This window comes from Xanthobacter sp. 126, from assembly GCF_000526175.1.
Classification (GTDB): Bacteria; Pseudomonadota; Alphaproteobacteria; order Rhizobiales; family Xanthobacteraceae; genus Xanthobacter; species Xanthobacter aminoxidans.
This window is the reverse complement of record NZ_JAFO01000001.1, coordinates 2,976,598-2,999,846: the sequence shown is the minus strand read 5'-3', so window position 1 is coordinate 2,999,846 and position 23,249 is coordinate 2,976,598. Positions and strand designations below refer to the sequence as shown.

Here is a 23,249-nt window from a genome sequence, read left to right as displayed (position 1 = left end):
GCCGGGTTCGCCGCCCATGCTACCGCTGCCTTGCGTGTGGCACATCCGTGGCCTGCGCGTTGTGCAATGCAACAATTATTCTTCTGGGGTTACGCTCGTTCTGCCGCAGTGCAGCAAGGGCTCAGGAGATGCAGACCGTCGTCGCAATCATGCTGATCGGCTCCGTGGTCATGGTCGCCATCGCCGCGCTGGACCAGCCCAACGGCTGACCGCGCAGCGGGACCGACGGGAGCTTACATGCGGCCGGCGATGGTGCCGTCTGTCGCGTGAAGCGCGCGCTCGGGCACCTTCTCGGCAGCGGCGCGCAGGCGGGGGAGGATGTCCTCGGCGCGGTCAGCGGTGAGCATCTCCACCGGCGTGTCCGAGCGGATGAAGCCGGCGCCGCGCATGTGATCCACCAGCGTCACGAACGGATCCCAGAAGCCCGCCGTGTTGAGAATGAGGATCGGCTTCTTGTGCCGGCCGAGCTGGGCCCAGGTGAGCTGCTCCACCAGTTCCTCCAGCGTGCCGACACCACCGGGCAGGGCCACGAAGGCATCCGCACGCTCGAACATCAGCCGCTTGCGCTCGTGCATGTCCTCCACGACGATCATCTCCGCCTCGTGGGCGAAGGCGCGCTCGCGGGTCATGAGGAAGCGGGGAATGATGCCGGTGACGGTACCGCCGGCCAGCGCCACCGCGCTCGCCACTTCGCCCATCAGCCCGATGCCGCCGCCGCCATAGACGAGGCGCACGCCCTCGGCGGCAAGGATGCGCCCGAAACGCCGGGCCTCTTCGGCAAACACCGGATCGCCGCCGGTGGCGGAGCCGCAATACACACAGACGCTGTCGATTCTGGCCATGCGCGCACTTTACCAAACTTGGCGGCCGGTAGGGCAGGCCGCCCGAGGGCGAATAGAGCGCGAATAGTGCGCACCCGCGACGGCGGCGTGACGCGGGCGGGGGCAAAGAGCTTGTTCGATGGTCATTCATCGTCTATCGTCGATAAACGATGAACGCGCCCACCTTTCCTGCCCCGGACCCCATCGCTGCTGACGAGACAGGCACGGCGCGGGCCGATCTTGCGGCAAGGCTCCGCGCGCTCGCCCACCCGGCACGGCTCGCCATGCTGGAGACGCTGGCGGGGCAGGAGCGGTGCGTGTGCGGCGAGATCGTGAAGGCGCTGCCCCTTGCGCAGTCCACCGTCTCGCAACATCTGAAGGTTCTCCTCGATGCCGGGCTGATCCGCGGCCGCACCGAGGGGCAGCGGTCCAGCTACTGCCTCGACACGGCGGCGCTTGATGCGCTGGCTGAAGAGATCGATGCGCTGTTCAAGGCGCTCCGCCGTCCGTCGGGTTGCTGTGCACCCGGCGCACCGGACCAAAGTTAGGCCATCATGTCCCAATCCAAGAAGCCCGCAGCCCGGCGGGCCGCCGTTTCCTCCGACGCCATGTTCTCCACCCTGCGCGGCCTGTGGCCATATCTGTGGCCGGCCGACCGGGCGGACCTGCGCGCGCGCGTGGTCGTCACCTTCGTCCTGCTCTTCGCCTCCAAGGGCGCCACCATGGCGGTGCCCTTCCTGTTCAAATGGGCGACCGACGCCCTGACCGCCGAGGTGGCCGCCGGCAAGACCGCGACGCCGGATGTCGGCTTCTGGGCTCTCGTCATCGGCGCCCCGGTGGCGCTGACGCTGGCCTACGGGCTCGGGCGCATCCTCATGGCTGGCGTCACCCAGTTGCGCGACGGCCTGTTCGCCAAGGTGGCGCTCAATGCCGTGCGCCGGCTCGCCATGGAGACCTTCGAGCACATGCACGCCTTGTCCCTGCGCTTCCATCTGGAGCGCAAGACGGGCGGGCTGACCCGCGTTCTGGAGCGGGCGCGCTCAGGCATCGAGACCATCGTGCGCATGCTGGCGCTGCAACTGGCGCCGACCATCGTCGAGCTGGTGATGGTGCTCGGCGTGCTGCTGTTCGCCTTCGACTGGCGGTATGTGGCGGTCGTCTCGGCGACGGTGGTGCTCTATTCCCTGTTCACCTATGTCGCCAGCGAGTGGCGCCTCGCCATCCGCAAGGAGATGAACGAGAGCGACACCGATGCCAACACCAAGGCCATCGACAGCCTGCTCAACTACGAGACGGTGAAGTATTTCGGCGCCGAGCGTTGGGAGACGGCCCGCTACGACCGCTCCATGGCGCGCTACGAGAAGGCGACGGTGAACACCTATACCTCGCTGGCGTGGCTGAACGCCGGACAGGCGCTCATCTTCTCCATCGGCCTCGCGGCGGTGATGGTGATGTGCGTGCTGGACATCCGCGCCGGGCGGCAGACGGTGGGCTCGTTCGTCATGGTCAACGCCATGATGATCCAGTTCTACATCCCGTTGAATTTCCTCGGCTTCATCTATCGCGAGATCAAGCAGGCCATTGTTGACATCGAGGCCATGTTCGCCGTGCTGCAGGTGGCCCCGGAAGTCACCGACCGGCCCGGCGCGCCGGACCTCGTGGTCTCCGGCGGCACAGTGCGGTTCGAGGACGTGCGCTTCTCCTATGACGAGGGGCGGGAAATCCTGAAGGGCATCTCCTTCGAGGTGCCGGCGGGGCGCACGGTGGCCATCGTCGGGCCTTCGGGGGCGGGCAAGTCCACGCTCTCGCGCCTGCTGTTCCGCTTCTATGACGTCTCCGGTGGGCGCATCACCATCGACGGGCAGGATCTGCGGGAGGTCTCGCAGGAGAGCCTGCGCGCGGCCATCGGCATGGTTCCGCAGGATACGGTGCTGTTCAATGACACCATCGCTTACAACATCCGCTACGGCCGCCCGGCGGCGTCGGAGGCCGAGGTGGAGGAGGCGGCCCGCCTCGCCCGCATCGACGGCTTCATCCGCGCCACGCCCAAGGGTTTCAAGACCGAGGTGGGCGAGCGCGGGTTGAAGCTTTCCGGCGGCGAGAAACAGCGCGTGGCCATCGCCCGTACATTGCTGAAGGCGCCGCCCATCCTGGTGCTGGACGAGGCGACCTCGGCGCTGGACAGCCACACGGAGAAGGAAATCCAGGACGCGCTCGACCGCGTGTCCGAGGGGCGCACCACGCTGGTTATCGCCCATCGCCTGTCCACGGTGGTGAGCGCGGACGAAATCCTCGTCCTCGCCGACGGCAAGGTGGCCGAGCGCGGCTGCCATGCGGAGCTGCTGGCCAAGGGCGGGCTCTATGCCGCCCTCTGGAACCGCCAGCGGGAGGCGGAGGACGCCGCCGCGGCCCTCGCCCGGGCGCAGGCCGAGGAGGCGCTGGAGGCATTGCCCGCCCGCCACCCCGACGAGGAGGGAATGGACGAGGAGCGCGTGCGCGCGGTCGGCTGACTTCGCGCGCGCCTCGATCCGGCTTCAGCGCGGCTGGTTGAAGGCCCAGAGCACGCCGAACGGGTCGCGCACCTGCGCGTAGCGGGCGCCCCAGAACATGTCCTCCGGCGGCATCACCGGCGTCGCGCCGGCTTCCACCGCGCGGGCGAAGGCGGCATCCGTGTCGCCCACATGCAGCGAGAGGTTGAAGCCGCCGAGCTTCTCCACGGGGCCGGAGCAATATTCCGGGTAGGGGTCGGCCAGCATCACCGACGAGCCGTTGATGTAGAGATGGACGTGCATGGTGCGCCCGCTCGCGTCCGGCGGGATGGCGAAGGCGAGCTCCGCGCCGAGGGCCTTCTGGTAGAAATCGGCGGCCTTCATGGCGCCTTCCACAGTGACATAGGCCGTGACGCCGCCCTTCACCGGGGGCATGGCGGCGGGATCGATGGACGGCATGGTGGTCTCGGCAGTGTCGGACATGCGTTCCTCCTCCGGCGCCGGAGCGCGCCTGTTGTGATGACGGGCGGGCAGTGCCGATCCCGACAGCCTGCCCGTATTTTTCCTCAGGCCTGTGACTGGATGAGATCGATCTGCGCGCGGATGTGCTCCGCCTCCGCCGGGGTGTTGGCCAGCGCGATGGCCCTATCGAAGGCGCTGCGCGCCTCCTGATGGCGGCCCAGCTCCAGCAGGAAGGCGCCGCGGGCGCCGAAGAAATGGAAATAGCCGGAGAGCTGCGGCGCCAAGGGCTCGATCATGGCGAGCGCCGCCTCCGCGCCCTTCACCTTGCTCACCGCCACCGCCCGGTTGAGCGTCACCACCGGGGAGGGCTGGAGAAATTCCAGCGCCGCATAGAGCGCGTCGATCTGCGCCCAGTCGGTCTCCTCCGGGGTCGCCGCGCGGGCATGAAGGCCCGCGACCGCCGCCTGGATCTGGTAGGCGCCTGGGCGGCGGTGGCGCATGGCCTTGTCGATGAGCGCCAGCCCTTCGGCGATGCGTTCGCGGTCCCATCTCGTGCGGTCCTGCCGGTCGAGCAGGATGGCCCGGCCATCCGCATCGAAGCGGGCGGCGGCGCGGGCGTGCTGGAGCAGCATGAGTGCCACCAGCCCCATGATCTCCGGCTCGGTGGGGAAGAGGCGCAGCAGCAGCCGGCCGAGGCGGATGGCGTCGTCGCACAGGCCCGCCCGGCTGGGCTCGCCGCCGGCCGAATAGCCTTCGTTGAAGACGAGATAGACCATGGCCGCCACCGTCCCCAGCCGCTCGGCGCGCTCCACCGGGCCGGGGGCCTCGAACGGCACGTCGGCGCGGGCGATGCGGCCCTTGGCGCGCGTGATGCGCTGCTCCATGGCCGCTTCGCTGACGAGGAAGGCGCGGGCGATCTCCTTCACCGTGAGGCCGGAGACGATGCGCAGGGCAAGCGCGATCTGCTGCGTCGCCGGCAATTCCGGATGGCAGCAGATGAAGAGCAGGCGCAGCACGTCGTCGCGATAGTGGGAATTGTCCAGCCGCTCGGCCAGCGGCGCCTCGGCGTCGTCGAGGTCGGAGAGCTGGTCGTCCGGAGGCAGCGGGTCGTGCTTCGCCCGCTTGCGCACCCCGTCCAGGGCGGCATTGCGGCCGACGAGGATGAGCCAGGCCGCGGGATCGCGCGGCGGGCCGTTCACCGGCCACGTGCGCAGCGCGCGCAGGCAGGCTTCCTGAAACGCCTCCTCGGCGGTGTCGAGATCACGGAAATAGCGCAGCAGCGCCGCCACCGCCTGCGGCCGGGCGGCGGTGAGGGTGCCGTTGATCCAGTCCGGGTCGGTGAGGGCGGGCGTGGTCATGTGCCGGTCTTCTCACCGGTTCCGGCCTCACGCCGGTCGGGAAAGTAGGCGCGCGTTGGGCGAATCTCATAGGTACCGCCGGGATTGGCTTCGGCGAGGTCCTTCACGATGGCGAGCACGTCGTCGAGATCCTCGGCATCGACAAGATAGAAGCCCAACAGCTGCTCTTTGGTCTCGGCGAATGGCCCGTCGATGACGAGAGGCGGCTCCTGCGTCTTGCGCACGGTCGTGGCGGCTGTCGTGGGCAGGAGGCGCAGGGATGCGCCCATCTTGCCGGCTTTGGTAAGCCGTTCCTGCACCACCGCGATCTTCGCCATCACGGAGTCGTCCTCTTCCTTGCTCCAGGAGCAGACGACGTCTTCTTCATGGTAGCAGAGGATGGCGTACATCATGGGCAAGGCTCCCTTGGTTCGTCACGAGGACGAGCCAGTATGACCACCCCCGACAGGCCGGGGCAAAAAGATGCGCGCTCGGGTTCGCCCGAGCCCCGTCCGGGATGATAGGGTCCGCCTCCGGGTAACACGGACTGCCGACCATGCCGGGCTGGACTGGCTTTCGAATGGCCGAACGGGCCATGGGCATGACCCCTGCCACTTGGGACCGCCACGCGAATCCCTGGAGCGGTTGGTCGAGGGTGGCGATCCTGCCGCTGCTTGCGGCTGCCGCCTGGAGCCGGGTGTGGATCGGCTGGTGGGCGCTGGTGCCCGTTGGCGCCATCGTGATCTGGACGTGGGTCAACCCCCGCATCTTCGCGCCCCCGGCCTCTACGGACAACTGGATGTCCCGAGGTGTCCTGGGGGAACAAATCTGGCTGGTGCGGGGCGGGGAGCCGGCCCTCGCGCATCATCTGCCCGTCGTCAGGGCGTTGACGTTCCTCGGAGCGGCGGGAGCAATCCTCCTGCTCGTCGGGCTGGTGCTCCTAGACCTGCCGCTTGCGGTCGCCGGCCTCGCGGTGGCCATGCTTGCGAAGCTGTGGCTGCTGGACAGGATGGTCTGGGTCTTCAGTGACGCCCGCTTGACGGCGCCGATGCCCGCTTATAGGCCGGATACATGACCTCGCGCGCCTTCATCGCCGGCTGTGCCGGCCCGAACCTTTCGGCCACCGAGCGCAGCTTCTTCCGGGATGCGGAGCCTTGGGGCTTCATCCTGTTCGCCCGCAACGTGGCGGACCCCGACCAGGTGCGCGCGCTGGTCGCCGACCTGCGCGAGGCGGTGGGCTGGGTGGCGCCGGTCCTCATCGACCAGGAAGGCGGCCGCGTGCAGCGCCTGCGCCCGCCGCACTGGACCGACGATCCCCCCGCCGAGGCGTTTGGCAACCTGTACCTCTCCGATCCGACAGCGGCGCTGGAAGCGGTGCGGCTCAGTTCGCGGGCCATCGCGGCGGACCTCTACGCCCTCGGCATCGACGTAGACTGCCTGCCCTGCGCGGACCTGCGCCATCCCGATGGCCACGGCATCATCGGCAATCGCGCCTATGGCACCGAGCCCATCGCCGTGGCGGCGCTGGCGCGGGCGGCGGCGGTGGGGCTGATGGAAGGCGGGGTGCTGCCCGTCCTGAAGCACATCCCCGGCCACGGCCGCGCGCCGGTGGACAGCCACGAGAAGCTGCCCGTCGTCACCGCCACGCGCGGCGAACTGGAAGGCATGGACTTCGCCGCCTTCCGTGACTTGTCGGACCTGCCCCTCGGCATGACCGCCCATGTGGTCTATGCCGACATCGACCCGGACCGTCCCGCCACCACCTCGCCGGTGGTGCTGTCCGAGGTGGTGCGCGGCTCCATCGGCTTCGACGGGATGCTGATGAGCGACGATCTCTCCATGGGCGCGCTCGCCGGCACCATGGAAACCCGTGGCCGTGATGCGCTGGCGGCGGGCTGCGACATGCTCCTCCACTGCAACGGCAAGATGGAGGAGATGGAGAAGGTGGCCGCCTCCGCGCCCGTGCTGACCGGCGAGGCCTATGCCCGTGCCGCCAAGGCGCTGGCCCTCCGGGTGACGCCTGATCCGGTGGATGCGAAGGAATTGCGTGCCGTCGTGGCGGCCCAGCTCAAGATGGTGGGCTGACCTGTGACGGGGTCGACCTCAGGCGAGTCCGGTCCGGACGCCTTCGAGATCGGCACCGATCGCGCTCCGGCCACGTCCGACGAGACGTTCGTGGTGGACGTGGACGGCTTCGAGGGGCCGCTCGACCTGCTCCTCGCGCTGGCGCGGACGCAGAAGGTCGATCTCTCCAGAATTTCCATCCTCGCCCTTGCCGACCAGTACCTCGCCTTCATCGAGGAGGCCCGGCGCGGCCGGCTGGAGCTGGCTGCCGACTATCTGGTGATGGCAGCGTGGCTCGCCTACCTGAAATCCCGCCTGCTTCTGCCGGCTCCACCGCAGGAGGAGGGGCCGAGCGCGGAGGAGATGGCCGCCGCCTTCGCCCGGCGCCTGAGGCATCTGGAGCGCATCCGCCGCGCCGCCGCGCAATTGATGGCGCGCCCGCAGATGGGCCGCGACGCCTTCGCCCGCGCCCTGCCGCCGCCCTCGAAAGAGCCGCTCTACACGGTCTACACGGCCACCATCTACGACCTGCTCTCCGCCTATGCCCGCCAGCGCCAGACCAAGGCGCTGTCCCACGTCACGCTCAAGACCCGCACCGTCTGGTCGCTCGCCGAGGCCCGCGCCCGGCTGGAGCGTCTGCTTGGGGCGGAGGTGGTGGGCGAATGGATGCGGCTGGACCAATTCCTGCTAGATTACATGACGACGCCCGAGCAGCGGGCGACTGCGCTCGCGTCGAGCTTCTCGGCCAGCCTGGAGATGGTGCGGGAGGGGATGCTGGATATCCGCCAGGATGCCCCCTTCGCCGCCCTGTGGCTGCGTCCGCGACCCGCGGTGGAGCCGGAGCCGCTGCTGCCGTTCGACGCGCCCGATGCGGCCCCCGGAGAGGAGAGATGACCCGTCCCGTCCCGCGCATCGACCTGTTCGACGTGCGTCCGGAGGATGAGCGCGCCTATGCCTTCGCGCGCGATCTGAGGGCCATCGAGGCGCTGCTGTTCACCTCGCCGCTGCCGGTGGACGCCAAGGCCATGAAGCCGTACCTCTCCGCCGACGCCGACATCGCCGCGCTGATGGAGGCCCTGACTGCCGATTACGCCCGGCGCGGCGTCAACATCGTGCGGGCGGCAGGCGGCTGGATGCTGCGCACGGCGCCGGACCTCGCCCGCGTGGTTGCCGGGCCGGTGCCGGAGGCGCGCAAGCTCTCGCGTGCGGCCATCGAAGTGCTGGCCATCGTCGCCTACCACCAGCCGGTCACGCGCGCCGAAATCGAGGAGATTCGCGGCGTCTCCACCTCCAAGGGCACGCTCGACGTGCTGCTGGAGACCGGATGGGTGCGCCTGCGCGGCCGCCGCAAGGCACCGGGGCGGCCCGTGACCTATGGCACCACGCCCGCCTTTCTCGTGCAGTTCGGCCTCGATGCGGTGCAGGATCTGCCCGGCCTCGACGAGCTGAAGGGCGCCGGCCTCATCGACGGGCGCATCCCCGCCGGATTCGCCATTCCGCTGCCGTCCGACGATCCGGGCCTGCGGGAGGACGAGGAGGCGCTGGAGCCGGACATGCTGGATTTCCACCTCTCGCCCCCGCCGGAGGACGAGGAGCCGGGCGCGAGCGCGCCCGAAGATGATGGCGACGCGTGAGGAGGCGGTTCTGGCTGACGAGATCGAGACCCTGGGCATGACCCGCAGCCGCACCCCTGCCGCCTTCGCCAAGGGCCTCTCCTTCGAGGCCGTTGAGCTCGCTTATGGCGACGTCGCCGCCGTGCGCGGCGTGAGCCTCGCGGTGGAACCCGGGGAGGTTTTGTGCCTGCTCGGCCAGTCGGGTTGCGGCAAGACCTCCCTGCTGCGCCTCGCGGCGGGCATCGAGCAGCCGGATGCCGGCCGAATCCTCATCGACGGCGAGGTGGTGGCGGGGCAGGGGGCCTTCGTGCCGCCGGAGCGGCGCGGGGTGGGGCTGGTGTTCCAGGACTATGCCCTGTTCCCGCACCTCACCAACCTTGAGAACGTGATGTTCGGCCTCAACGGCCTGAAGCGGGCCGAGGCGGCGCGGGAGGCGCGCCTCGCGCTGGCGCGGGTGGACCTCGCCGATCTCGCCGAGGTCTATCCCCACGAACTTTCCGGTGGGCAGCAGCAGCGCGTGGCGCTGGCCCGCGCCATGGCGCCGCGTCCGGGCATCCTCCTCCTCGACGAGCCCTTCTCCGGCCTCGATCGCCGCCTGCGCGACCAGGTGCGGGCGGAGACGCTCGCGGTGCTGCGCGAGGCCAAGGCGACGGTCATCATCGTCACCCATGATCCCGAGGAGGCGATGCGCCTCGCCGACCGCATCGCCTTGCTGCGCAAGGGCGAACTGGTGCAACTCGGCGCGCCCGCCGAACTCTACCGTCACCCGGCGGACCTCGGCGTGGCGCGATTCTTCTGCGAGCTGAACGAGATCGAGGCCAGAATCGCCGGCGGCATGGCGGACACGCCCATTGGCCGGTTCGCGGCGCCGGAGCTGCCCGAGGGACCGGCCATCGTTGCCATCCGGCCGCAGGGCATTGCGCTCGCGCCGGCCGGGCGCGGCGTGCCGGGGCGGGTGCTTGAGCGGCGCTTTCTGGGCGAGCTTGATCTCGTGGAAGTGATCGCGGACGGGCTGGAGCGCCCCCTGGTGCTGCGCCTCCGGGACGCGGGAAACGTGAAGAAGGGCGACGAGACGGGGCTTCTGGTCGATCCCGGTGAAGTCCTTGTTTTCGCCGCGGGCGGAGCCTAGTGTCGCCGTCCGAATAGCTCTGCGGCCTGCCGCTGGGGCACAAAGAATATCCTTGGAGGATGGTTAGATGGGTTCGATGAGCATCTGGCACTGGATCGTGGTGCTGGCCGTGGTGCTCCTCCTGTTCGGTCGCGGCAAGATCTCCGATCTGATGGGCGACGTGGCGAAGGGCATCAAGTCCTTCAAGAAGGGCATGGCCGACGACGACGAGCCGGTGAAGGCTCCCCCGGCCGCTCCCGAGGCGCCGCGCCCGCTGCCGCACCAGACGTCGAGCGCGCCCGAAGCCGAGAAGAAGCCCGTCTGACGGACCTCTGCCTCTAACTCTTGAAGAGGGCGGCGGCACCACCGCCGGACAGACGGGCTCATGTTCGATATCGGCTGGTCCGAGCTGATGCTGATCGGCATTGTCGCGCTGATTGTCATCGGTCCCAAGGAGCTGCCTACGGTGCTGCGCACCGTGGGACGCACCGTCACGAAGCTGCGCCGCATGGCGGGCGAGTTCCAGGGGCAGTTCCAGGAGGCGCTGCGCGAGGCGGACCTTGCCGACATGCGCAAGGAAATCAGCGACGTCACCGAGACCGCCCGCTCCACCCTCGCCACGTCCGACATGTTCGATCCGCTGCGCTCCATCCGCGAGGAGATTCGCTCCACGGTGGAGGGCGCGAATCCGACCCCGCCGGCCCCCGCGACCCCGGCGGCATTGCCGGACCTGCCCCCACCCGTGGAACTGCCCGACCCCATGGCCGCCATCCGCGCCGAAATCCGCCGCTCGGTGGAGGCCGCCGTGCCCCCCGCGCCGGCTGCGCCGTCTGCCGTAGCCGTTGAGCCGGCTCCCGAGAGCCTGCCCGCCGCGGGCGAGACCAAGAGCGCGTGATGAGCGATCAGGACGAGATCGACGCCTCCAAGGCCCCGCTCATCGAGCACCTGATCGAGCTGCGTTCGCGCCTCATCAAGTCGCTGGTGGCGTTCCTCGTGGCCTTCATCGCCTGCTTCATGCTGGCGAAGCAGATCTACAACATCCTGTTGTGGCCCTATGAATTCGCCTCCGGCTTCGGCACCGGGGTGAAGCTCATCTACACGGCGCCTCAGGAGTTTTTGTTCACCCAGATCAAGCTCGGCATGTTCGGCGCCGCCTTCATCTCCTTCCCGGTGGTGGCGACGCAGGTCTACATGTTCGTGGCGCCGGGGCTCTACAAGCACGAGAAGGCGGCCTTCCGGCCCTATCTCGTCGCCACGCCCATCTGCTTCCTCATCGGCGCGGCCTTCGTCTATTTCGTCGCCATGCCGCTGGCCATGACCTACTTCCTCGGCATGCAGCAGGTGGGCGGCGACGGGAAGGCCGAGATTTCCCTGCTGCCGCGGGTCTCCGAATACCTTTCGCTGATCACGACGCTGATTCTGGCCTTCGGCATCTGCTTCCAGCTTCCGGTCATCCTCACCCTGCTCGGGCAGATCGGCGTGGTGACGCGGGAGATGCTGGTGAAGGCGCGGCGCTATGCCATCGTCGGCGTGTTCGTGCTCGCCGCGGTGCTGACCCCGCCGGACGTCATCAGCCAGCTCTCCCTTGCCCTGCCGACGCTGCTTCTCTACGAGGTGTCCGTCTATCTGGTGGGCGTCGTCGAGAAGCGTCGGCTGATAGCGGAAGCGGCGCGCAACGCAGCCGACGCCGCAACAGCGGACTGACGGCGGGGCCTTCCCGGATTATTGGAATTCTTGGGCGCGCGGGTTCTCCTTTGAACCGCCGTCATGCCCCGGCTTGTCCGGGGCATCCACCGCGCCGCCGGGCGTCGGTCTACGCGGATGCGTGGATCCCCCGGACAAGCCGGGGGATGACGGTGGAGAGGGCGCGAAGTGCTGCCTTTAATGGCCCCTAAGGCCACGGCGGAGCTTGCCATGCACGACATCAAATGGATCCGCGAGGAACCGGCCGGCCTCATCGACGCGCTGGCGCGCCGCGGCAACAATTCCGCTGACGCCAAGGCGGCAGCGGAAGCTCTGGTCGCCAGGCTCCTCGACCTCGACACCCGGCGCCGCGAGACGCTGACCAAGCTCGAAACCCTGCTCGCCCGCCGCAACGCCGCCTCCAAGGAGATCGGGCAGGCGAAGGCGAAGAAGGACGAGGCCACAGCTTCGGCCCTCATGGCCGAAGTGGCGAAGCTGAAGGAAGACGTGCCGGCGCTGGAGGCGGAAGCCAAAAGCATCGAGGCGGAGCTGAACGGCGAACTCGCCGCCATCCCCAACGCCCCCCTCGCCGAGGTGCCGCAGGGCGCCGATGAGCACGACAATGTGCCGAAGAGCAGCTTCGGTACGCCCCGCACCTACAGCTTCACCCCGAAGCAACATTTCGAGGTGGGCGAAGGCCTCGGCCAGATGGATTTCGAAACCGCCGCCAAGCTCTCCGGCGCGCGCTTCGTGGTGAACAAGGGCCCGCTGGCGCGGCTGGAGCGGGCGCTGGGGCAGTTCTTTCTCGATGTGCATACGGGCGAGCACGGGTACATGGAGGTCAACCCGCCGATCTTGGTGCGGGATGATGCAATGTTCGGGACAGCGCAGCTGCCGAAGTTTGAGGATGATCAGTTTTCGGCGTTGAATATTGCCGCGTTTAACGAAGGCTTAGCCCGGCACCACATCACGCTAGATCAGGTCCGAGACATCATTTGGCGGAATCTTCCCGGCGATGGTCTGCGGACCTTGGGGGATCCTGCCCACTCTGAGGTGGAACTGAGAGCGCAGGCGCTTTTTGCAGAGGGCACGTCCATTGCCAGAGAGGTTGCGCGCAATTCTGCCTCCCTCTGGCTCATCCCCACTGCCGAAGTCCCGCTGACGAACCTCGTGCGCGAGTCCATCCTCTCCGAGGAAGAGCTTCCCATGCGCCTCACCGCCTGCACGCCCTGTTTCCGGGCCGAGGCCGGCGCGGCGGGGCGGGATACGCGGGGGATGATCCGCCAGCATCAGTTCACCAAGGTGGAGCTGGTCTCCATCACAACGCCGGAAAAGTCCGCCGAGGAGCACGAGCGCATGCTCGCCTGCGCCGAGGCTGTGTTGCAGAAGCTGGACCTCGCCTATCGCGTCGTCACGCTCTGCACCGGCGACATGGGCTTCGCCTCGCAGAAGACCTACGACATCGAGGTCTGGCTGCCGGGGCAGAACGCCTATCGGGAAATCTCCTCCTGCTCCGTCTGCGGCGATTTCCAGGCCCGGCGCATGAATGCCCGCTACCGCCCGGCGGAAGGGAAAGGCCCGCGCTACGTCCATACCCTCAACGGCTCGGGTGTGGCGGTCGGCCGCGCCCTCGTCGCGGTGCTGGAGACGTACCAGCAGGAGAACGGCTCCGTGGCCGTGCCGGACGCGCTGCTGCCCTATATGGGCGGGCTGAAGATGATCGAGAAGCTGAAGTAGGGGCAGGGGCCTTCACGGCCGTCTCCGCCCCATGACGTTGTCATGCCCCGGCTTGTCCGGGGCATCCACCCCTCCGCCGGAGCGATCTCGGCATATCGGCTCCCGGCCTAACCGTGGATCTCCCGGACAAGCCGGGGGGTGACGGCCCGGGAACGGCGAGAGCCGACGGTGCCGGCCAAAGGAACACGCCATGCGCATTCTGGTCACCAATGACGACGGCATCCACGCGCCGGGCCTCGACAGCTGCGCGGCCATCGCGCGCACCTTCACGGACGACGTGTGGGTGGTGGCGCCGGAGTTCGACCAGTCGGGCGTCGCCCACTCGCTTTCGCTGTCCGATCCGCTGCGGCTGCGGCAGGTGGAGGAGCGGCGCTATGCGGTGAAGGGCACGCCCACCGATTGCGTCATTATGGCGGTGCGGCATCTTCTCATCGACAATCCCCCCGACCTCGTGCTCTCCGGCGTCAATCGCGGCCAGAACATCGCGGAAGACGTGAGTTATTCCGGTACTGTCGCGGGCGCCATCGAGGGGACGATCCTCGGCATTCCCTCCATCGCGCTGTCGCAGGCCTTCGGGATGCGCACGCGGGAAAATCCGAATTTCGTCACCGCCGAGACCCACGCGCCGCGCATCATCCAGATGCTGCTGGACGAGGGCATTCCCTCCGGCATCGTCATGAACGTGAACTTCCCCGACCGCGCGCCAGATGAGATCACCGGCATCGCCGCCACCGCGCAGGGTAAGCGCGACCAGCGCCTGATGCGCATCGACGAGCGCCGCGACGGCCGCAACAACCCCTATTACTGGATCGCCTTCGAGCGCCGCATCTACGAGACCTCCCCCGGCACGGACCTGCGCGCGCTGGACGAAGGCCGCATCTCGGTCACGCCGCTGCGCCTCGACCAGACCGACGAGCCCTGGATGACCCGCCTCGCGCTGCTGTTCGACGGGAAATAGGGCGGTAACTCCCTCTCCCCTTGCGGGAGAGGGAGGATCGCGGCGCGGCCGCGAGACGGGTGAGGGGTTTTTTCCCTTTGCTCAGGCGCTTGGCTTGCTGCGCCAGCCCCCTCACCCCCGGCCCCTCTCTCGCAAGAGGACAGGCGAGGAGGTCCTGCCCGCCCTGCCTTTTCAACAGCTGCGTGAACCAACAGGCCCCGCGTTTGCATTCGACGGGGCGGCAGCTATAGTCCCGCCGCTTCGCCGGACCCCGGCGGAATGCGGATTCCCTTCACAGACGAACGAGGATCGAGATGTTCATCACGCCCGCTTTCGCCCAAGGCGCCACGGGAGCCGGCGGCGGGGCTGACATGCTCATTCAGCTCGCTCCGTTCTTGCTGATCTTCGTGGTCATGTACTTCCTGATCCTGCGGCCGCAGCAGAAGCGGGCCAAGGTGCATCAGGAGATGGTCAACTCCCTGCGCCGCGGCGACGTGGTTGTCACCGGCGGTGGCCTGGTCGGCAAGGTGACCAAGGTGATCGAGGGCGGCGAGGAGGTCGAGCTGCAGATCGCGGACAACGTCCGCATCCGGCAGATGCGCTCGCAGATCGTCACCGTCCGCGCCAAGGGCGAACCGGCCAAGGACGAGGCCTCGGCCGGTTGATCCGGCCGCCTCACGCTTTCTGAAAGACCGCGCGCGACATGCTGCACTTCTCCCGTCTCAAGACCGCGGCGATCCTCATCACCATCGCCATCGGGTTCCTGTTCGCGCTGCCCAACGTGCTCTCCCCGGGCATGCTCGACCACCTGCCGTCGTGGCTGGCGTCGAGCCGGGTCACGCTGGGCCTCGACCTGCAGGGCGGCTCGCACATCCTCCTCGAGGTGGACGGGCCGGCGCTCCGCAAGGAGCGCACCGAGCAGGTGCGCGACGAGGTGCGCCGCGTGCTGCGGGACCAGAAGATCGGCTATTCCAACCTCGCGCTGCGCGACACCGGCGTGACGCTCCGCCTGCGTGACCCCAACGACACGCAGAAGGCCGTCACCGAGCTGAAGAAGCTCGCCGCGCCCGTGACCAACGCCCTGTTCGGCAATTCCTCGGGCGAGATGGACATGACCGTCTCGTCCGGCGCCGACGGTGTCGTAACGGTGCAGCTGACCGATGCCGGCCTCTCCGCCAAGATGCGCTCGGCGGTGGACCAGTCCATCGAGATCATCCGCCGCCGTATCGACCAGCTCGGCACGGTTGAGCCCAACATCCAGCGCCAGGGCCTCGACCGCATCCTGGTGCAGGTGCCGGGCCTTCAGGATCCGCAGCGGCTGAAGAACCTGCTCGGCCAGACCGCCAAGCTCTCCTTCCGCATGGTGGACCAGTCCATGTCGCCGCAGCAGGCGCTGGAAGGCCGCGCGCCGCCGGAATCGGAAGTGCTGAAGGGCCAGGACGGCCAGCCTTATCTGGTGGAAAAGCAGGTGCGCGTCTCCGGCGAGGATCTGGTGGATGCCCAGCCGGGCTTCGACCAGAACTCGCGCGAGCCCATCGTCTCCTTCCGCTTCAACAACAATGGCGCGAAGCGCTTCGCCACCGTCTCGCAGGAAGCGGTCGGCCGGCCGTTCGCCATCGTGCTCGACAATCAGGTGATCTCCGCCCCGGTGATCCGCGAGCCCATCCTCGGCGGCGCGGGCCAGATTTCCGGCGCGTTCACCGTGCAGCAGGCCAACGACCTCGCCATCCTGCTGCGCGCCGGCGCCCTGCCGGCCCCGCTGAAGGTGGTGGAGGAGCGCACGGTCGGCCCGAGCCTCGGCGCCGACTCGATCCATGCGGGCAAGACCGCGGCCTATGTGGCCGGCGGCCTCGTCACCGTGTTCATGCTCGCCGTCTACGGTCTGTTCGGCCTGTTCGCGCTCATCGCTCTGGCCGTGCACATCATCCTGATGTTCTCGCTCCAGTCGGTGCTCGGCGCCACGCTGACCCTTCCGGGCATCGCCGGCGTCGTGCTCACCATCGGCATGGCGGTGGACTCCAACGTCGTCATCTTCGAGCGCATGCGCGACGAGGCGCGGGAAGGCCGGTCGGCCATCTCGGCCATCGACAAGGGCTTCGTGAACGCGCTGGGCACCATCCTCGACGCCAACATCACCTCGCTCGCCACGGCGGTCATCCTGTTCCTCATGGGCGGGTCGGGTCCGGTGCGCGGCTTTGCCGTCACCTACATCCTCGGCCTTCTGACCACCATGTTCACCGCCTACACCCTGACGCGGCTCATGATCGCCTATTGGGTGAAGTGGCGGCGGCCGGCGAAGCTGCCCATCTGAAGGTGCGCCGCACATGCCATTGATCGACTACATCCCGGCGCAGACCAACATCCACTTCATGCGCCTGCGGCACTGGACGTTCCCGTTCTCCGCGGCGCTGTCCATCGTTGCGTGCCTGTTGTTCGCCATCCACGGCTTCAACCTCGGCATCGACTTCAAGGGCGGTACGCTCATCGAGGCGCAGACCAGCCAGCAGCAGGCCGACATCGGCGCGCTGCGCGAGCACCTGACCGACCTCGACGTGGGCGACGTGCAGATCCAGGAGTTCGGCTCGCCGCGGGACGTGCTGATCCGCATCGGCGCCTTCGGCACCACGGACGAGGCCCAGCAGGCCATCCTCGCCAAGGTGAACGGCGTGCTCGGCACCGATTACACGGTCCGGCGCGTCGAGACGGTCGGCCCGAGCGTGTCCGGCGAGCTGGTGCGCCAGTCCATCCTCGCGCTGGTGCTCGGCGCGGTGGCGGTGCTCGCCTATCTCTGGTTCCGCTTCGAGTGGCAGTTCGCCGTCGGCGCCATCGTGACGACGCTGCATGATATCTTCGTCACGCTGATGATCTATTCGGCGTTCGGTATCGATTTCGACCTGACGTCCATCGCCGCCATCCTCACCATCATGGGCTATTCGCTCAACGACACGGTGGTCGTGTACGACCGTATCCGCGAGATGCTGCGCCGCTACAAGAAGCTGCCGCTGCCCGAACTGCTCGACATCGCGGTGAACGCGACCTTCTCGCGAACTATCATCGTCTCCACCACCACCTTCTTCGCCACCCTCGCGCTCTATTTCTTCGGCGGCGAGGTGCTGCGCGGCTTCTCGCTGGCGATGACGGTGGGCGTGGTGATCGGCACCTATTCCACCATCTTCGTCGCCGCTCCCATCCTCATCCATCTCGGCCTGCGCGCCTCCACGGTCAGCCTGCCGTCCAAGGACGCGGCTGATCCGGAAGTGAAGGAGCTGGACGAGCTGGTGAAGCTGGAGGCGAAGGACGCCGCCGCCGGAGTCCCGCCCGAGGTCGCGCCCGCGACCGGCGTGTCGGCCAAGGGCGGCAAGGGCAAGAACGGAAAGCCCAACGGCAAGGCCGGCCCCGCCCGCCCGGCCAAGGCCTGAGGCGCCGGTGGTGGCCGCCCCGGACGGCGCGCCCTTCCTGCCGCGGCAGGTCGCCATCGACGGTTATGGCGACACCTTCTTCCACTTCGCCGGCATGTCCCATGCCGGCTCCATCCTCGCGCTGCCGTCCGGCATCCGCGGCTGGGCGCCGCTGCGCGTGGCCGAGATCGATGCCGCTTCGCTCGCGCCCGTGGTGGCGGATGCCGGGGCTGTCGAATTGCTCCTCATCGGCACGGGTAAGGATCCCGCGCATCTGAAGGAACCGCTGAAGCAGGTGTTGCGCGAGGCCGGAATCCGGTTTGAGCTGATGCCCACCCCGTCCGCCGCCGCCACCTACAACGTGCTCCTCGCCGAGGGCCGGCGGGTGGGCGCGGCGCTGATCGCGGTCTGAGCCATGGAAAACCCGGCGCTCGGAGACAAGGCGCTCGACGAGGCCTATGCCTATTGCGCCGCGCAGGTGCAGGCGCAGGATCGCGACCGCTTCCTCGCCGCTTTGTTCGCCCCCCAGGACAAGCGCAGGCACCTGCTCGCCCTCTACGCCTACAATCTCGATGTCGCCCGCGTGCGCGAGGTGGTGCGCGAGGCGCTGCCCGGCGAGGTGCGACTCGCCTGGTGGCGGGAGGTGATCGAGGGGGAGGGCAGGGGCGATGTCGCCGGGCATCCTATTGCCGCCGCGCTCATCGACACCATCGCGCGCTTCCGCCTGCCGCGCCAAAGCCTGATCGCCATGGCCGATGCGCGGGTCTTCGACCTGTATGACGATCCCATGCCCACTGTCGACGATCTGGAAGGCTATGCCGGCGAGACCGCCTCGGCGCTGCTCCAGCTCTCGGCCTTGATTCTGCTGCCGGACGTGGGCCGCTCCGGCGACCTTGCGGGGCACGGCGGGGTCGCCATCGCCATGACCGGCCTGATGCGCGCCTTCCCCATCCATGCCGCGCGCGGGCAATGCTACATCCCTCTGGATGTCCTCGCCCGCCATGGCGTCGGGCGGGAGGAGGCCGTGTCGGGCACGGTCACGCCCGGCCTGCTGGCGGCGCTCGCCGACCTGCGCGCGGTGGCCGCGCGGCACCTCGATGCGGCGCGCGATGCGGCGGGGCAGACCTATGCCGCCACCTCCATCGCCGCGCCTTTCCTGCCGCTGGCGCTGGTGGCTGGTGATCTCAAGGCGCTGGCCAAGGTGCGCAACCCGTTCCGCCAGCCGGCCGGCCTCTCACCCTTCCGCCGTCAGTTCGCCATGTGGTGGGCCGCCCAGCAGGCCGTGCGCGGACGCATCTGGTTCTGAGAGGGGCCTTGTCGTCCCCTCACGCTGTCATGCCCCGGTTCATCCGGGGCATCCACGCCGCCGCCTGAAGGCTGCCGGTCAACCGAGAGCCGACCCTGCCATTCCGTGGATCGTCTGGACGAGCCGGGCGATGACGGCTCTGGAAAGGAAGGGTGGGGAGCCCAGGGAGCCGGCCGTCCCGCGCCCGCCCTTCAGCCTTCCCACAACGGCAGGTCGCCCCGCGCCCAGCCTTCCTTCGTCTCCGCCACATAGTCCCCATACCGACCCGCCGCGATGGCGGCGCGGGCGCCGGCCATGAGCTGCTGGTAGTAGTGGATGTTGGCCCACGAGATCAGCATGGCACCCAGCATTTCCTCGCAGCGCACGAGGTGGTGGAGATAGGCGCGGGAATAGTCGCGCAAAGCCGGGCAGTCGCTCTCCTCGTCGAGGGGACGGGGGTCTTCCGCGTGGCGGGCATTCTTCAGGTTGATGCGGCCGAAGCGGGTGAAGGCCAAAGCGTGCCGCCCGGAGCGGGTGGGCATCACGCAGTCGAACATGTCGATGCCGCGCGCGACGCTCTCCAGAAGGTCGTCCGGCGTGCCGACGCCCATGAGATAGCGCGGTTTGGTGGTGGGCAGATGCGGCGCCACCGTCTCGATCATGGCGAGCATGACCTCCTGCGGCTCGCCCACCGCAAGGCCGCCGATGGAATAGCCGGGGAAGTCCATGTCCGCGAGCGCGCGGGCCGACTCGACCCGCAGCGCCGGCACGGCGCCGCCCTGCACGATGCCGAAGAGCGCGCGGCCCTTGGGCTGCGTCTCGAACGCACGCTTGGAGCGCTCGGCCCAGCGAAGCGACAGGCGCATGGCGCGCTCGGCCTCCTCGTCGGTGCAGGGCAGGCGCACGCACTCGTCGAGCTGCATCTGGATGTCGGCGCCAAGCAGGCCCTGGATCTCCACCGAGCGTTCCGGGCTCATCTCGTGATAGGCGCCGTCCACATGGGAGCGGAAGGTGACGCCCTGTTCGCTCATCTTGCGGAGCGAGGACAGGCTCATCACCTGGAAGCCGCCGGAATCGGTGAGGATCGGCCCGTCCCAGCGCATGAATTTGTGCAGGCCGCCGAGCTTCGCCACCCGCTCGGCGCCGGGGCGCAGCATGAGGTGATAGGTGTTGCCGAGCACAATGTCGGCGCCTGCCGCCTTCACCTGGTCGAAATAGAGCCCCTTCACCGTCGCGGCTGTCCCCACCGGCATGAAGGCCGGCGTGCGGATGCGCCCGCGCGGTGTCGAGACGAAGCCGGTGCGGGCGGCGCCGTCGGTGGCGGAGAGGGTGAAGGAAAAGGTGTCGGCAGGCGTGTCGGACGTCATGCGCCGCCTTGTGGCAGAAGCAGGCACGCATCGCCATAGGAATAGAAGCGGTAATTTTCCGCAATCGCATGGGCATAGGCGCGCTTCTGCGCCTCATGGCCGATGAAGGCCGCCACCAGCATCACCAGCGTCGAGCGTGGCAGGTGGAAGTTGGTGAGCATTCCGTCCACCGCGCGGAAACGGTAGCCGGGGGTGATGAAGATGTCCGTCTCCCCCACGAAGGGCCGGATGGCGCCGTCCTCTCCCGCCGCGCTCTCGATCAGCCGGGTGGAGGTGGAGCCGATGGTGAAGATGCGCCCGCCCTTCGCCTTCACCGCATTGAGGGCGTCCGCCGTCTCGCGCGTTACCTCTCCCCACTCGGCGTGCATCGTGTGGCCGGAGGTGTCATCGGCCTTCACCGGCAGAAAGGTGCCCGCGCCCACATGCAGCGTCACCTTGTGCAGCGCCGCTCCGGCGGCGGCCGTGCGGGCGAGGAGATCGGGCGTGAAATGCAGGCTCGCGGTCGGCGCCGCCACCGAGCCGGCCACGCGGGCGAACAGGGTCTGGTAGTCGTCCTTGTCCCGCGCATCCTCGTGGCGGCGGGCGGCGATATAGGGCGGGATGGGCATGTGCCCCACGGCCGCTACCGCCTCGTCCAGCACGTCTCCGGCGAAATCGAAGGTGAGGACGATGGAGCCGTCGTCCTCCTTGGCCGCAACGGTCGCATCGAGCGTGCCCAGCAGGCAGGCGCCGCCCTCGCCGCCGAAGCGGATGCGGTCGCCGACACGCAGGCGCTTGCCCGGCTTGGCGAAGGCGCGCCAGCGGTCCGGCGCGAGACGCTTGATGAGGTTCGCCTCCACCGCCACGTCCGAGCCGCCCTCGCGCGAGCGGACGCCCTCCAGCGCGGCGGGGATGACGCGGGTGTCGTTCACCACCACCGCATCGCCGGGCCGCAGGAAGTCCGGCAGGTCGCGCACGATGCGGTCCTCCAGCTCCGGCGTGGCGCCGGGGCGGACGACGAGCATCCGCGCCGTATCGCGCGGCTCGGCGGGGCGCAGGGCGATGCGCTCCTCGGGGAGGTGGAAGTCGAAGGCGTCGACACGCATGGAGGGGGGAAGTCTCAAAAGATGGCAATGGCGCCCTGGTAGATGGCCCAACTCATCAGCGCTGTCACCATCAGCCCGAGGATCGTCGCCCCGAAGCCGGCGAGGATGACGAGGCCGTCCCGCTCCACGAGGCCGAGGCCGAAGATGCAGACGGCAAATCCCGGTGGCAGATTGCCGAGGAAGGGGATGGGCAGCAACAGGATGAAGCCCAGCACCACCACGGTCGCGCCCACGATCCGCCGGGCCGTGGGGCCGGCGAACTCTTCGAAGCGGGGGCGGGAGACGCGCTCGAACCGCTCGATCCACGGCCGAGAGCGGATGACGATCGATTCCAGCATGGCGCGGGAGAAGGTGCGGCGGGCGATCCACGCCGGCAGCCACAATTCCTGCCGGCCCAGCATCATCTGCAGGCCGATGAGGCCGAGGATGATGCCGCACACCACCGGGATGCCCGGCGGCATGGGGATGCAGTTGGGTATGCCGAAGATGAGGAAGAGAATGCCGAAGGCGCGATTGCGCAGCGCGTTCACAAGATCGCCGATGGCGACCTGATCCCCCTCCTGCGCGGCGAGCACGGCGGCCAGGAGTTCGGAGGTTCGTGGCGTGCGGTGATCCAAGGCGCCCTCATGGAATGGACGCTTCAGCTACAACCGGAAAACGGCAGCGGGAGGGCACTGGGGCGCAAAAATTCCGCTGGGTCAGGCCTGCGCTGTTCCCATCACGCCGCACATGGAATTGAGCGGACATGCACGCCCCACCCCCGCGGGGACGTGCATGTCCTCACCGCCCGATCGAAACCATAAAGACCGTTGACTGATACGGAAAGTCCCTGACGCAGGGAGATTGCTCCACATCAGTTCAAAAGGAACATTCCGTCCACGGACCGCAACTCGGCGGGCTTGATGAGGCCGGAATGGGCGACGCGCACGGAATGGAGCGGCCCCGCGATCTCGCGTCGCCAGAATTCCAGGAACTTGTTCAGCTCCGGAAAGCGCGGGCACAGGTCGTAGTCCTGCCAGAGGAAGGTCTGGAGCAGGCCGGGGTGGTCGGGCATGCGATAAAGGATCTCGGCCGTGGCGAGGCCGTAGCCTTCCATCTGCAGGACGAAGTCACGCGACACCTTGGCAGCCATGGGTCACACCTCCAATCCGCGGCCCCGCCGCCAACAGGGCTGGGGAAGACGGGACCGGACACTTCATTGTCGGCTACACACTTTGCCGGGGCCAAGGCTAAAGAATGGTTTCCGTCTGCAAAAACAATGCCCTAGCAGCCTTCGATCCGGACTGCTGACAGCGCCGGGTCGCGCCCGGGCTCGCGCCGTGCGTGCCTGGTGAGCCGCCCGTCTTCCGCTCAAACTGAAGGGAGACGGGCTGCTGGCACTCAGTTCCCTTGAGTGCTAAATTTTTTGAGCCGCCCCCTTGCGGCTCCAATTTCCCGCCCTTAGATCGCGGTCGGGCCGGGTGGAGGGGTTCCCGGCGCCTTCAAAACAGGCAACCCCGATGGACAACATCGAACCGGAGGTTTCCCTATGGGTTTCCGTCCCCTGCACGACCGCGTGGTCGTCAAGCGCATTGAGGCCGAGCAGAAGTCGGCCGGCGGCATCATCATCCCCGACACCGCCAAGGAGAAGCCGCAGCAGGGCGAAGTCGTCGCGGTCGGTCCCGGCGCCCGTAACGAGAAGGGCGAACTGGTGGCGCTCGACGTCAAGGCTGGCGACATCGTGCTGTTCGGCAAGTGGTCCGGCACCGAAGTGAAGATCGACGGCCAGGATCTCCTCATCATGAAGGAGAGCGACATCCTCGGCGTCATCGAGAACGCGGCCGGCGCCAAGAAAGCGGCCTGAACTCAGGCGGCCTGATTTTC

At 68.3% G+C, this 23,249-nt stretch carries 26 protein-coding genes; 18 read left to right on the top strand and 8 right to left on the bottom strand.

Features of this window, described 5'->3' with window-relative positions:
* Window positions 1–233: 233 nt before the first annotated feature.
* Window positions 234–842, bottom strand: a complete 609-nt coding sequence (locus XAN126_RS0114315) for a TIGR00730 family Rossman fold protein (RefSeq protein WP_024279279.1) — start codon at window positions 840–842, stop codon at window positions 234–236.
* A 149-nt stretch (window positions 843–991) separates the two neighbouring features.
* Between XAN126_RS0114315 and XAN126_RS0114310 the strand changes: the two genes are divergently transcribed.
* Window positions 992–1,369: a metalloregulator ArsR/SmtB family transcription factor gene (locus XAN126_RS0114310; RefSeq protein WP_081762641.1), complete on the top strand. Its 378-nt coding sequence runs from the start codon at window positions 992–994 to the stop codon at window positions 1,367–1,369.
* A 60-nt stretch (window positions 1,370–1,429) separates the two neighbouring features.
* Entirely contained in the window at window positions 1,430–3,331 is a 1,902-nt protein-coding gene (locus XAN126_RS0114305) for an ABC transporter ATP-binding protein/permease (RefSeq protein ID WP_245272376.1), read from the top strand.
* Window positions 3,332–3,355: 24 nt separating this feature from the next.
* On the opposite strand, the gene XAN126_RS0114300 is transcribed toward XAN126_RS0114305, so the two are convergent.
* From XAN126_RS0114300 to XAN126_RS0114290, 3 genes are all read right to left on the bottom strand, one after another.
* Window positions 3,356–3,793, bottom strand: coding sequence for a VOC family protein (locus tag XAN126_RS0114300; RefSeq protein WP_024279276.1), 438 nt, complete (start codon window positions 3,791–3,793; stop codon window positions 3,356–3,358).
* An 83-nt stretch (window positions 3,794–3,876) separates the two neighbouring features.
* Window positions 3,877–5,130, bottom strand: a complete 1,254-nt coding sequence (locus tag XAN126_RS0114295; RefSeq protein ID WP_024279275.1) for an RNA polymerase sigma factor — start codon at window positions 5,128–5,130, stop codon at window positions 3,877–3,879.
* Window positions 5,127–5,522: a YciI family protein gene (locus tag XAN126_RS0114290; RefSeq protein ID WP_024279274.1), complete on the bottom strand. Its 396-nt coding sequence runs from the start codon at window positions 5,520–5,522 to the stop codon at window positions 5,127–5,129. The genes XAN126_RS0114295 and XAN126_RS0114290 overlap by 4 nt, the downstream gene beginning before the upstream one ends.
* A gap of 167 nt (window positions 5,523–5,689) precedes the next feature.
* Between XAN126_RS0114290 and XAN126_RS0114285 the strand changes: the two genes are divergently transcribed.
* From XAN126_RS0114285 to XAN126_RS0114215, 15 genes are all read left to right on the top strand, one after another.
* Window positions 5,690–6,184 carry a DUF6653 family protein gene (locus XAN126_RS0114285; protein WP_245272256.1) on the top strand — a complete coding sequence of 165 codons (495 nt, stop codon included), beginning with the start codon at window positions 5,690–5,692 and terminating at the stop codon, window positions 6,182–6,184.
* On the top strand, window positions 6,181–7,194 hold the full coding sequence (gene nagZ / locus XAN126_RS0114280) for a beta-N-acetylhexosaminidase (protein WP_024279272.1): 1,014 nt from the start codon (window positions 6,181–6,183) through the stop codon (window positions 7,192–7,194). The genes XAN126_RS0114285 and nagZ overlap by 4 nt, the downstream gene beginning before the upstream one ends.
* Window positions 7,195–7,242: 48 nt before the next feature.
* Window positions 7,243–8,067 (top strand): ScpA family protein, encoded by an 825-nt coding sequence (locus XAN126_RS0114275; RefSeq protein ID WP_029877189.1) that lies wholly within the window; start codon window positions 7,243–7,245, stop codon window positions 8,065–8,067.
* Window positions 8,064–8,807 (top strand): SMC-Scp complex subunit ScpB, encoded by a 744-nt coding sequence (gene scpB / locus XAN126_RS0114270; protein WP_024279270.1) that lies wholly within the window; start codon window positions 8,064–8,066, stop codon window positions 8,805–8,807. Before XAN126_RS0114275 ends, scpB begins: the two co-directional genes overlap by 4 nt.
* Entirely contained in the window at window positions 8,791–9,915 is a 1,125-nt protein-coding gene (locus XAN126_RS0114265) for an ABC transporter ATP-binding protein (protein WP_245272255.1), read from the top strand. Before scpB ends, XAN126_RS0114265 begins: the two co-directional genes overlap by 17 nt.
* Before the next feature lie 67 nt (window positions 9,916–9,982).
* Window positions 9,983–10,219 (top strand): twin-arginine translocase TatA/TatE family subunit, encoded by a 237-nt coding sequence (locus XAN126_RS0114260; protein WP_024279268.1) that lies wholly within the window; start codon window positions 9,983–9,985, stop codon window positions 10,217–10,219.
* Between the two features lie 60 nt (window positions 10,220–10,279).
* On the top strand, window positions 10,280–10,789 hold the full coding sequence (gene tatB, locus XAN126_RS0114255) for a Sec-independent protein translocase protein TatB (RefSeq protein ID WP_024279267.1): 510 nt from the start codon (window positions 10,280–10,282) through the stop codon (window positions 10,787–10,789).
* On the top strand, window positions 10,789–11,598 hold the full coding sequence (gene tatC, locus XAN126_RS0114250; RefSeq protein WP_024279266.1) for a twin-arginine translocase subunit TatC: 810 nt from the start codon (window positions 10,789–10,791) through the stop codon (window positions 11,596–11,598). Before tatB ends, tatC begins: the two co-directional genes overlap by 1 nt.
* A 210-nt stretch (window positions 11,599–11,808) precedes the next feature.
* Window positions 11,809–13,314 carry a serine--tRNA ligase gene (gene serS / locus XAN126_RS0114245; protein WP_024279265.1) on the top strand — a complete coding sequence of 502 codons (1,506 nt, stop codon included), beginning with the start codon at window positions 11,809–11,811 and terminating at the stop codon, window positions 13,312–13,314.
* Between the two features lie 190 nt (window positions 13,315–13,504).
* Window positions 13,505–14,272, top strand: a complete 768-nt coding sequence (gene surE, locus XAN126_RS0114240) for a 5'/3'-nucleotidase SurE (RefSeq protein WP_024279264.1) — start codon at window positions 13,505–13,507, stop codon at window positions 14,270–14,272.
* A gap of 293 nt (window positions 14,273–14,565) precedes the next feature.
* A complete protein-coding gene (gene yajC, locus XAN126_RS0114235) occupies window positions 14,566–14,916 on the top strand; it encodes a preprotein translocase subunit YajC (RefSeq protein ID WP_024279263.1) in 351 nt (116 codons plus the stop codon).
* Window positions 14,917–14,954: 38 nt separating this feature from the next.
* Window positions 14,955–16,562, top strand: coding sequence for a protein translocase subunit SecD (secD, locus tag XAN126_RS0114230; protein ID WP_024279262.1), 1,608 nt, complete (start codon window positions 14,955–14,957; stop codon window positions 16,560–16,562).
* 13 nt (window positions 16,563–16,575) lie between these two features.
* Window positions 16,576–17,670, top strand: coding sequence for a protein translocase subunit SecF (secF, locus tag XAN126_RS0114225; protein ID WP_024279261.1), 1,095 nt, complete (start codon window positions 16,576–16,578; stop codon window positions 17,668–17,670).
* A gap of 10 nt (window positions 17,671–17,680) precedes the next feature.
* Window positions 17,681–18,061, top strand: a complete 381-nt coding sequence (locus tag XAN126_RS0114220) for an Mth938-like domain-containing protein (RefSeq protein WP_024279260.1) — start codon at window positions 17,681–17,683, stop codon at window positions 18,059–18,061.
* Between the two features lie 3 nt (window positions 18,062–18,064).
* A complete protein-coding gene (locus tag XAN126_RS0114215; RefSeq protein WP_024279259.1) occupies window positions 18,065–18,955 on the top strand; it encodes a phytoene/squalene synthase family protein in 891 nt (296 codons plus the stop codon).
* A 191-nt stretch (window positions 18,956–19,146) separates the two neighbouring features.
* On the opposite strand, the gene tgt is transcribed toward XAN126_RS0114215, so the two are convergent.
* From tgt to XAN126_RS0114195, 4 genes are all read right to left on the bottom strand, one after another.
* Window positions 19,147–20,301 (bottom strand): tRNA guanosine(34) transglycosylase Tgt, encoded by a 1,155-nt coding sequence (gene tgt / locus XAN126_RS0114210; protein ID WP_024279258.1) that lies wholly within the window; start codon window positions 20,299–20,301, stop codon window positions 19,147–19,149.
* Window positions 20,298–21,386, bottom strand: coding sequence for a tRNA preQ1(34) S-adenosylmethionine ribosyltransferase-isomerase QueA (gene queA / locus XAN126_RS0114205; protein ID WP_024279257.1), 1,089 nt, complete (start codon window positions 21,384–21,386; stop codon window positions 20,298–20,300). The genes tgt and queA overlap by 4 nt, the downstream gene beginning before the upstream one ends.
* Window positions 21,387–21,400: 14 nt before the next feature.
* Window positions 21,401–22,003 (bottom strand): exopolysaccharide biosynthesis protein, encoded by a 603-nt coding sequence (locus tag XAN126_RS0114200; RefSeq protein WP_024279256.1) that lies wholly within the window; start codon window positions 22,001–22,003, stop codon window positions 21,401–21,403.
* 236 nt (window positions 22,004–22,239) lie between these two features.
* Complete coding sequence (locus tag XAN126_RS0114195) at window positions 22,240–22,518, bottom strand: usg protein (RefSeq protein WP_029877186.1); 279 nt, start codon at window positions 22,516–22,518, stop codon at window positions 22,240–22,242.
* Between the two features lie 396 nt (window positions 22,519–22,914).
* On the opposite strand from XAN126_RS0114195, the gene groES reads away from it, so the two are divergent.
* The gene (gene groES, locus XAN126_RS0114190) at window positions 22,915–23,229 is read left to right on the top strand and encodes a co-chaperone GroES (protein ID WP_024279254.1); all 315 of its coding nucleotides are present in this window, start codon (window positions 22,915–22,917) and stop codon (window positions 23,227–23,229) included.
* Window positions 23,230–23,249 lie beyond the last annotated feature (20 nt).

Bases quoted from the DNA above. Each gene is read 5' to 3' on its own strand.
- XAN126_RS0114315 (WP_024279279.1), bottom strand. From the start codon at position 842: ATGGCCAGAATCGACAGCGTCTGTGTGTATTGCGGCTCCGCCACCGGC.
- XAN126_RS0114310 (WP_081762641.1), top strand. From the start codon at position 992: ATGAACGCGCCCACCTTTCCTGCCCCGGACCCCATCGCTGCTGACGAG.
- XAN126_RS0114305 (WP_245272376.1), top strand. From the start codon at position 1,430: ATGTTCTCCACCCTGCGCGGCCTGTGGCCATATCTGTGGCCGGCCGAC.
- XAN126_RS0114300 (WP_024279276.1), bottom strand. From the start codon at position 3,793: ATGTCCGACACTGCCGAGACCACCATGCCGTCCATCGATCCCGCCGCC.
- XAN126_RS0114295 (WP_024279275.1), bottom strand. From the start codon at position 5,130: ATGACCACGCCCGCCCTCACCGACCCGGACTGGATCAACGGCACCCTC.
- XAN126_RS0114290 (WP_024279274.1), bottom strand. From the start codon at position 5,522: ATGATGTACGCCATCCTCTGCTACCATGAAGAAGACGTCGTCTGCTCC.
- XAN126_RS0114285 (WP_245272256.1), top strand. From the start codon at position 5,690: ATGGCCGAACGGGCCATGGGCATGACCCCTGCCACTTGGGACCGCCAC.
- nagZ (WP_024279272.1), top strand. From the start codon at position 6,181: ATGACCTCGCGCGCCTTCATCGCCGGCTGTGCCGGCCCGAACCTTTCG.
- scpB (WP_024279270.1), top strand. From the start codon at position 8,064: ATGACCCGTCCCGTCCCGCGCATCGACCTGTTCGACGTGCGTCCGGAG.
- XAN126_RS0114265 (WP_245272255.1), top strand. From the start codon at position 8,791: ATGATGGCGACGCGTGAGGAGGCGGTTCTGGCTGACGAGATCGAGACC.
- XAN126_RS0114260 (WP_024279268.1), top strand. From the start codon at position 9,983: ATGGGTTCGATGAGCATCTGGCACTGGATCGTGGTGCTGGCCGTGGTG.
- tatB (WP_024279267.1), top strand. From the start codon at position 10,280: ATGTTCGATATCGGCTGGTCCGAGCTGATGCTGATCGGCATTGTCGCG.
- tatC (WP_024279266.1), top strand. From the start codon at position 10,789: ATGAGCGATCAGGACGAGATCGACGCCTCCAAGGCCCCGCTCATCGAG.
- serS (WP_024279265.1), top strand. From the start codon at position 11,809: ATGCACGACATCAAATGGATCCGCGAGGAACCGGCCGGCCTCATCGAC.
- surE (WP_024279264.1), top strand. From the start codon at position 13,505: ATGCGCATTCTGGTCACCAATGACGACGGCATCCACGCGCCGGGCCTC.
- yajC (WP_024279263.1), top strand. From the start codon at position 14,566: ATGTTCATCACGCCCGCTTTCGCCCAAGGCGCCACGGGAGCCGGCGGC.
- secD (WP_024279262.1), top strand. From the start codon at position 14,955: ATGCTGCACTTCTCCCGTCTCAAGACCGCGGCGATCCTCATCACCATC.
- secF (WP_024279261.1), top strand. From the start codon at position 16,576: ATGCCATTGATCGACTACATCCCGGCGCAGACCAACATCCACTTCATG.
- XAN126_RS0114215 (WP_024279259.1), top strand. From the start codon at position 18,065: ATGGAAAACCCGGCGCTCGGAGACAAGGCGCTCGACGAGGCCTATGCC.
- tgt (WP_024279258.1), bottom strand. From the start codon at position 20,301: ATGACGTCCGACACGCCTGCCGACACCTTTTCCTTCACCCTCTCCGCC.
- queA (WP_024279257.1), bottom strand. From the start codon at position 21,386: ATGCGTGTCGACGCCTTCGACTTCCACCTCCCCGAGGAGCGCATCGCC.
- XAN126_RS0114195 (WP_029877186.1), bottom strand. From the start codon at position 22,518: ATGGCTGCCAAGGTGTCGCGTGACTTCGTCCTGCAGATGGAAGGCTAC.
- groES (WP_024279254.1), top strand. From the start codon at position 22,915: ATGGGTTTCCGTCCCCTGCACGACCGCGTGGTCGTCAAGCGCATTGAG.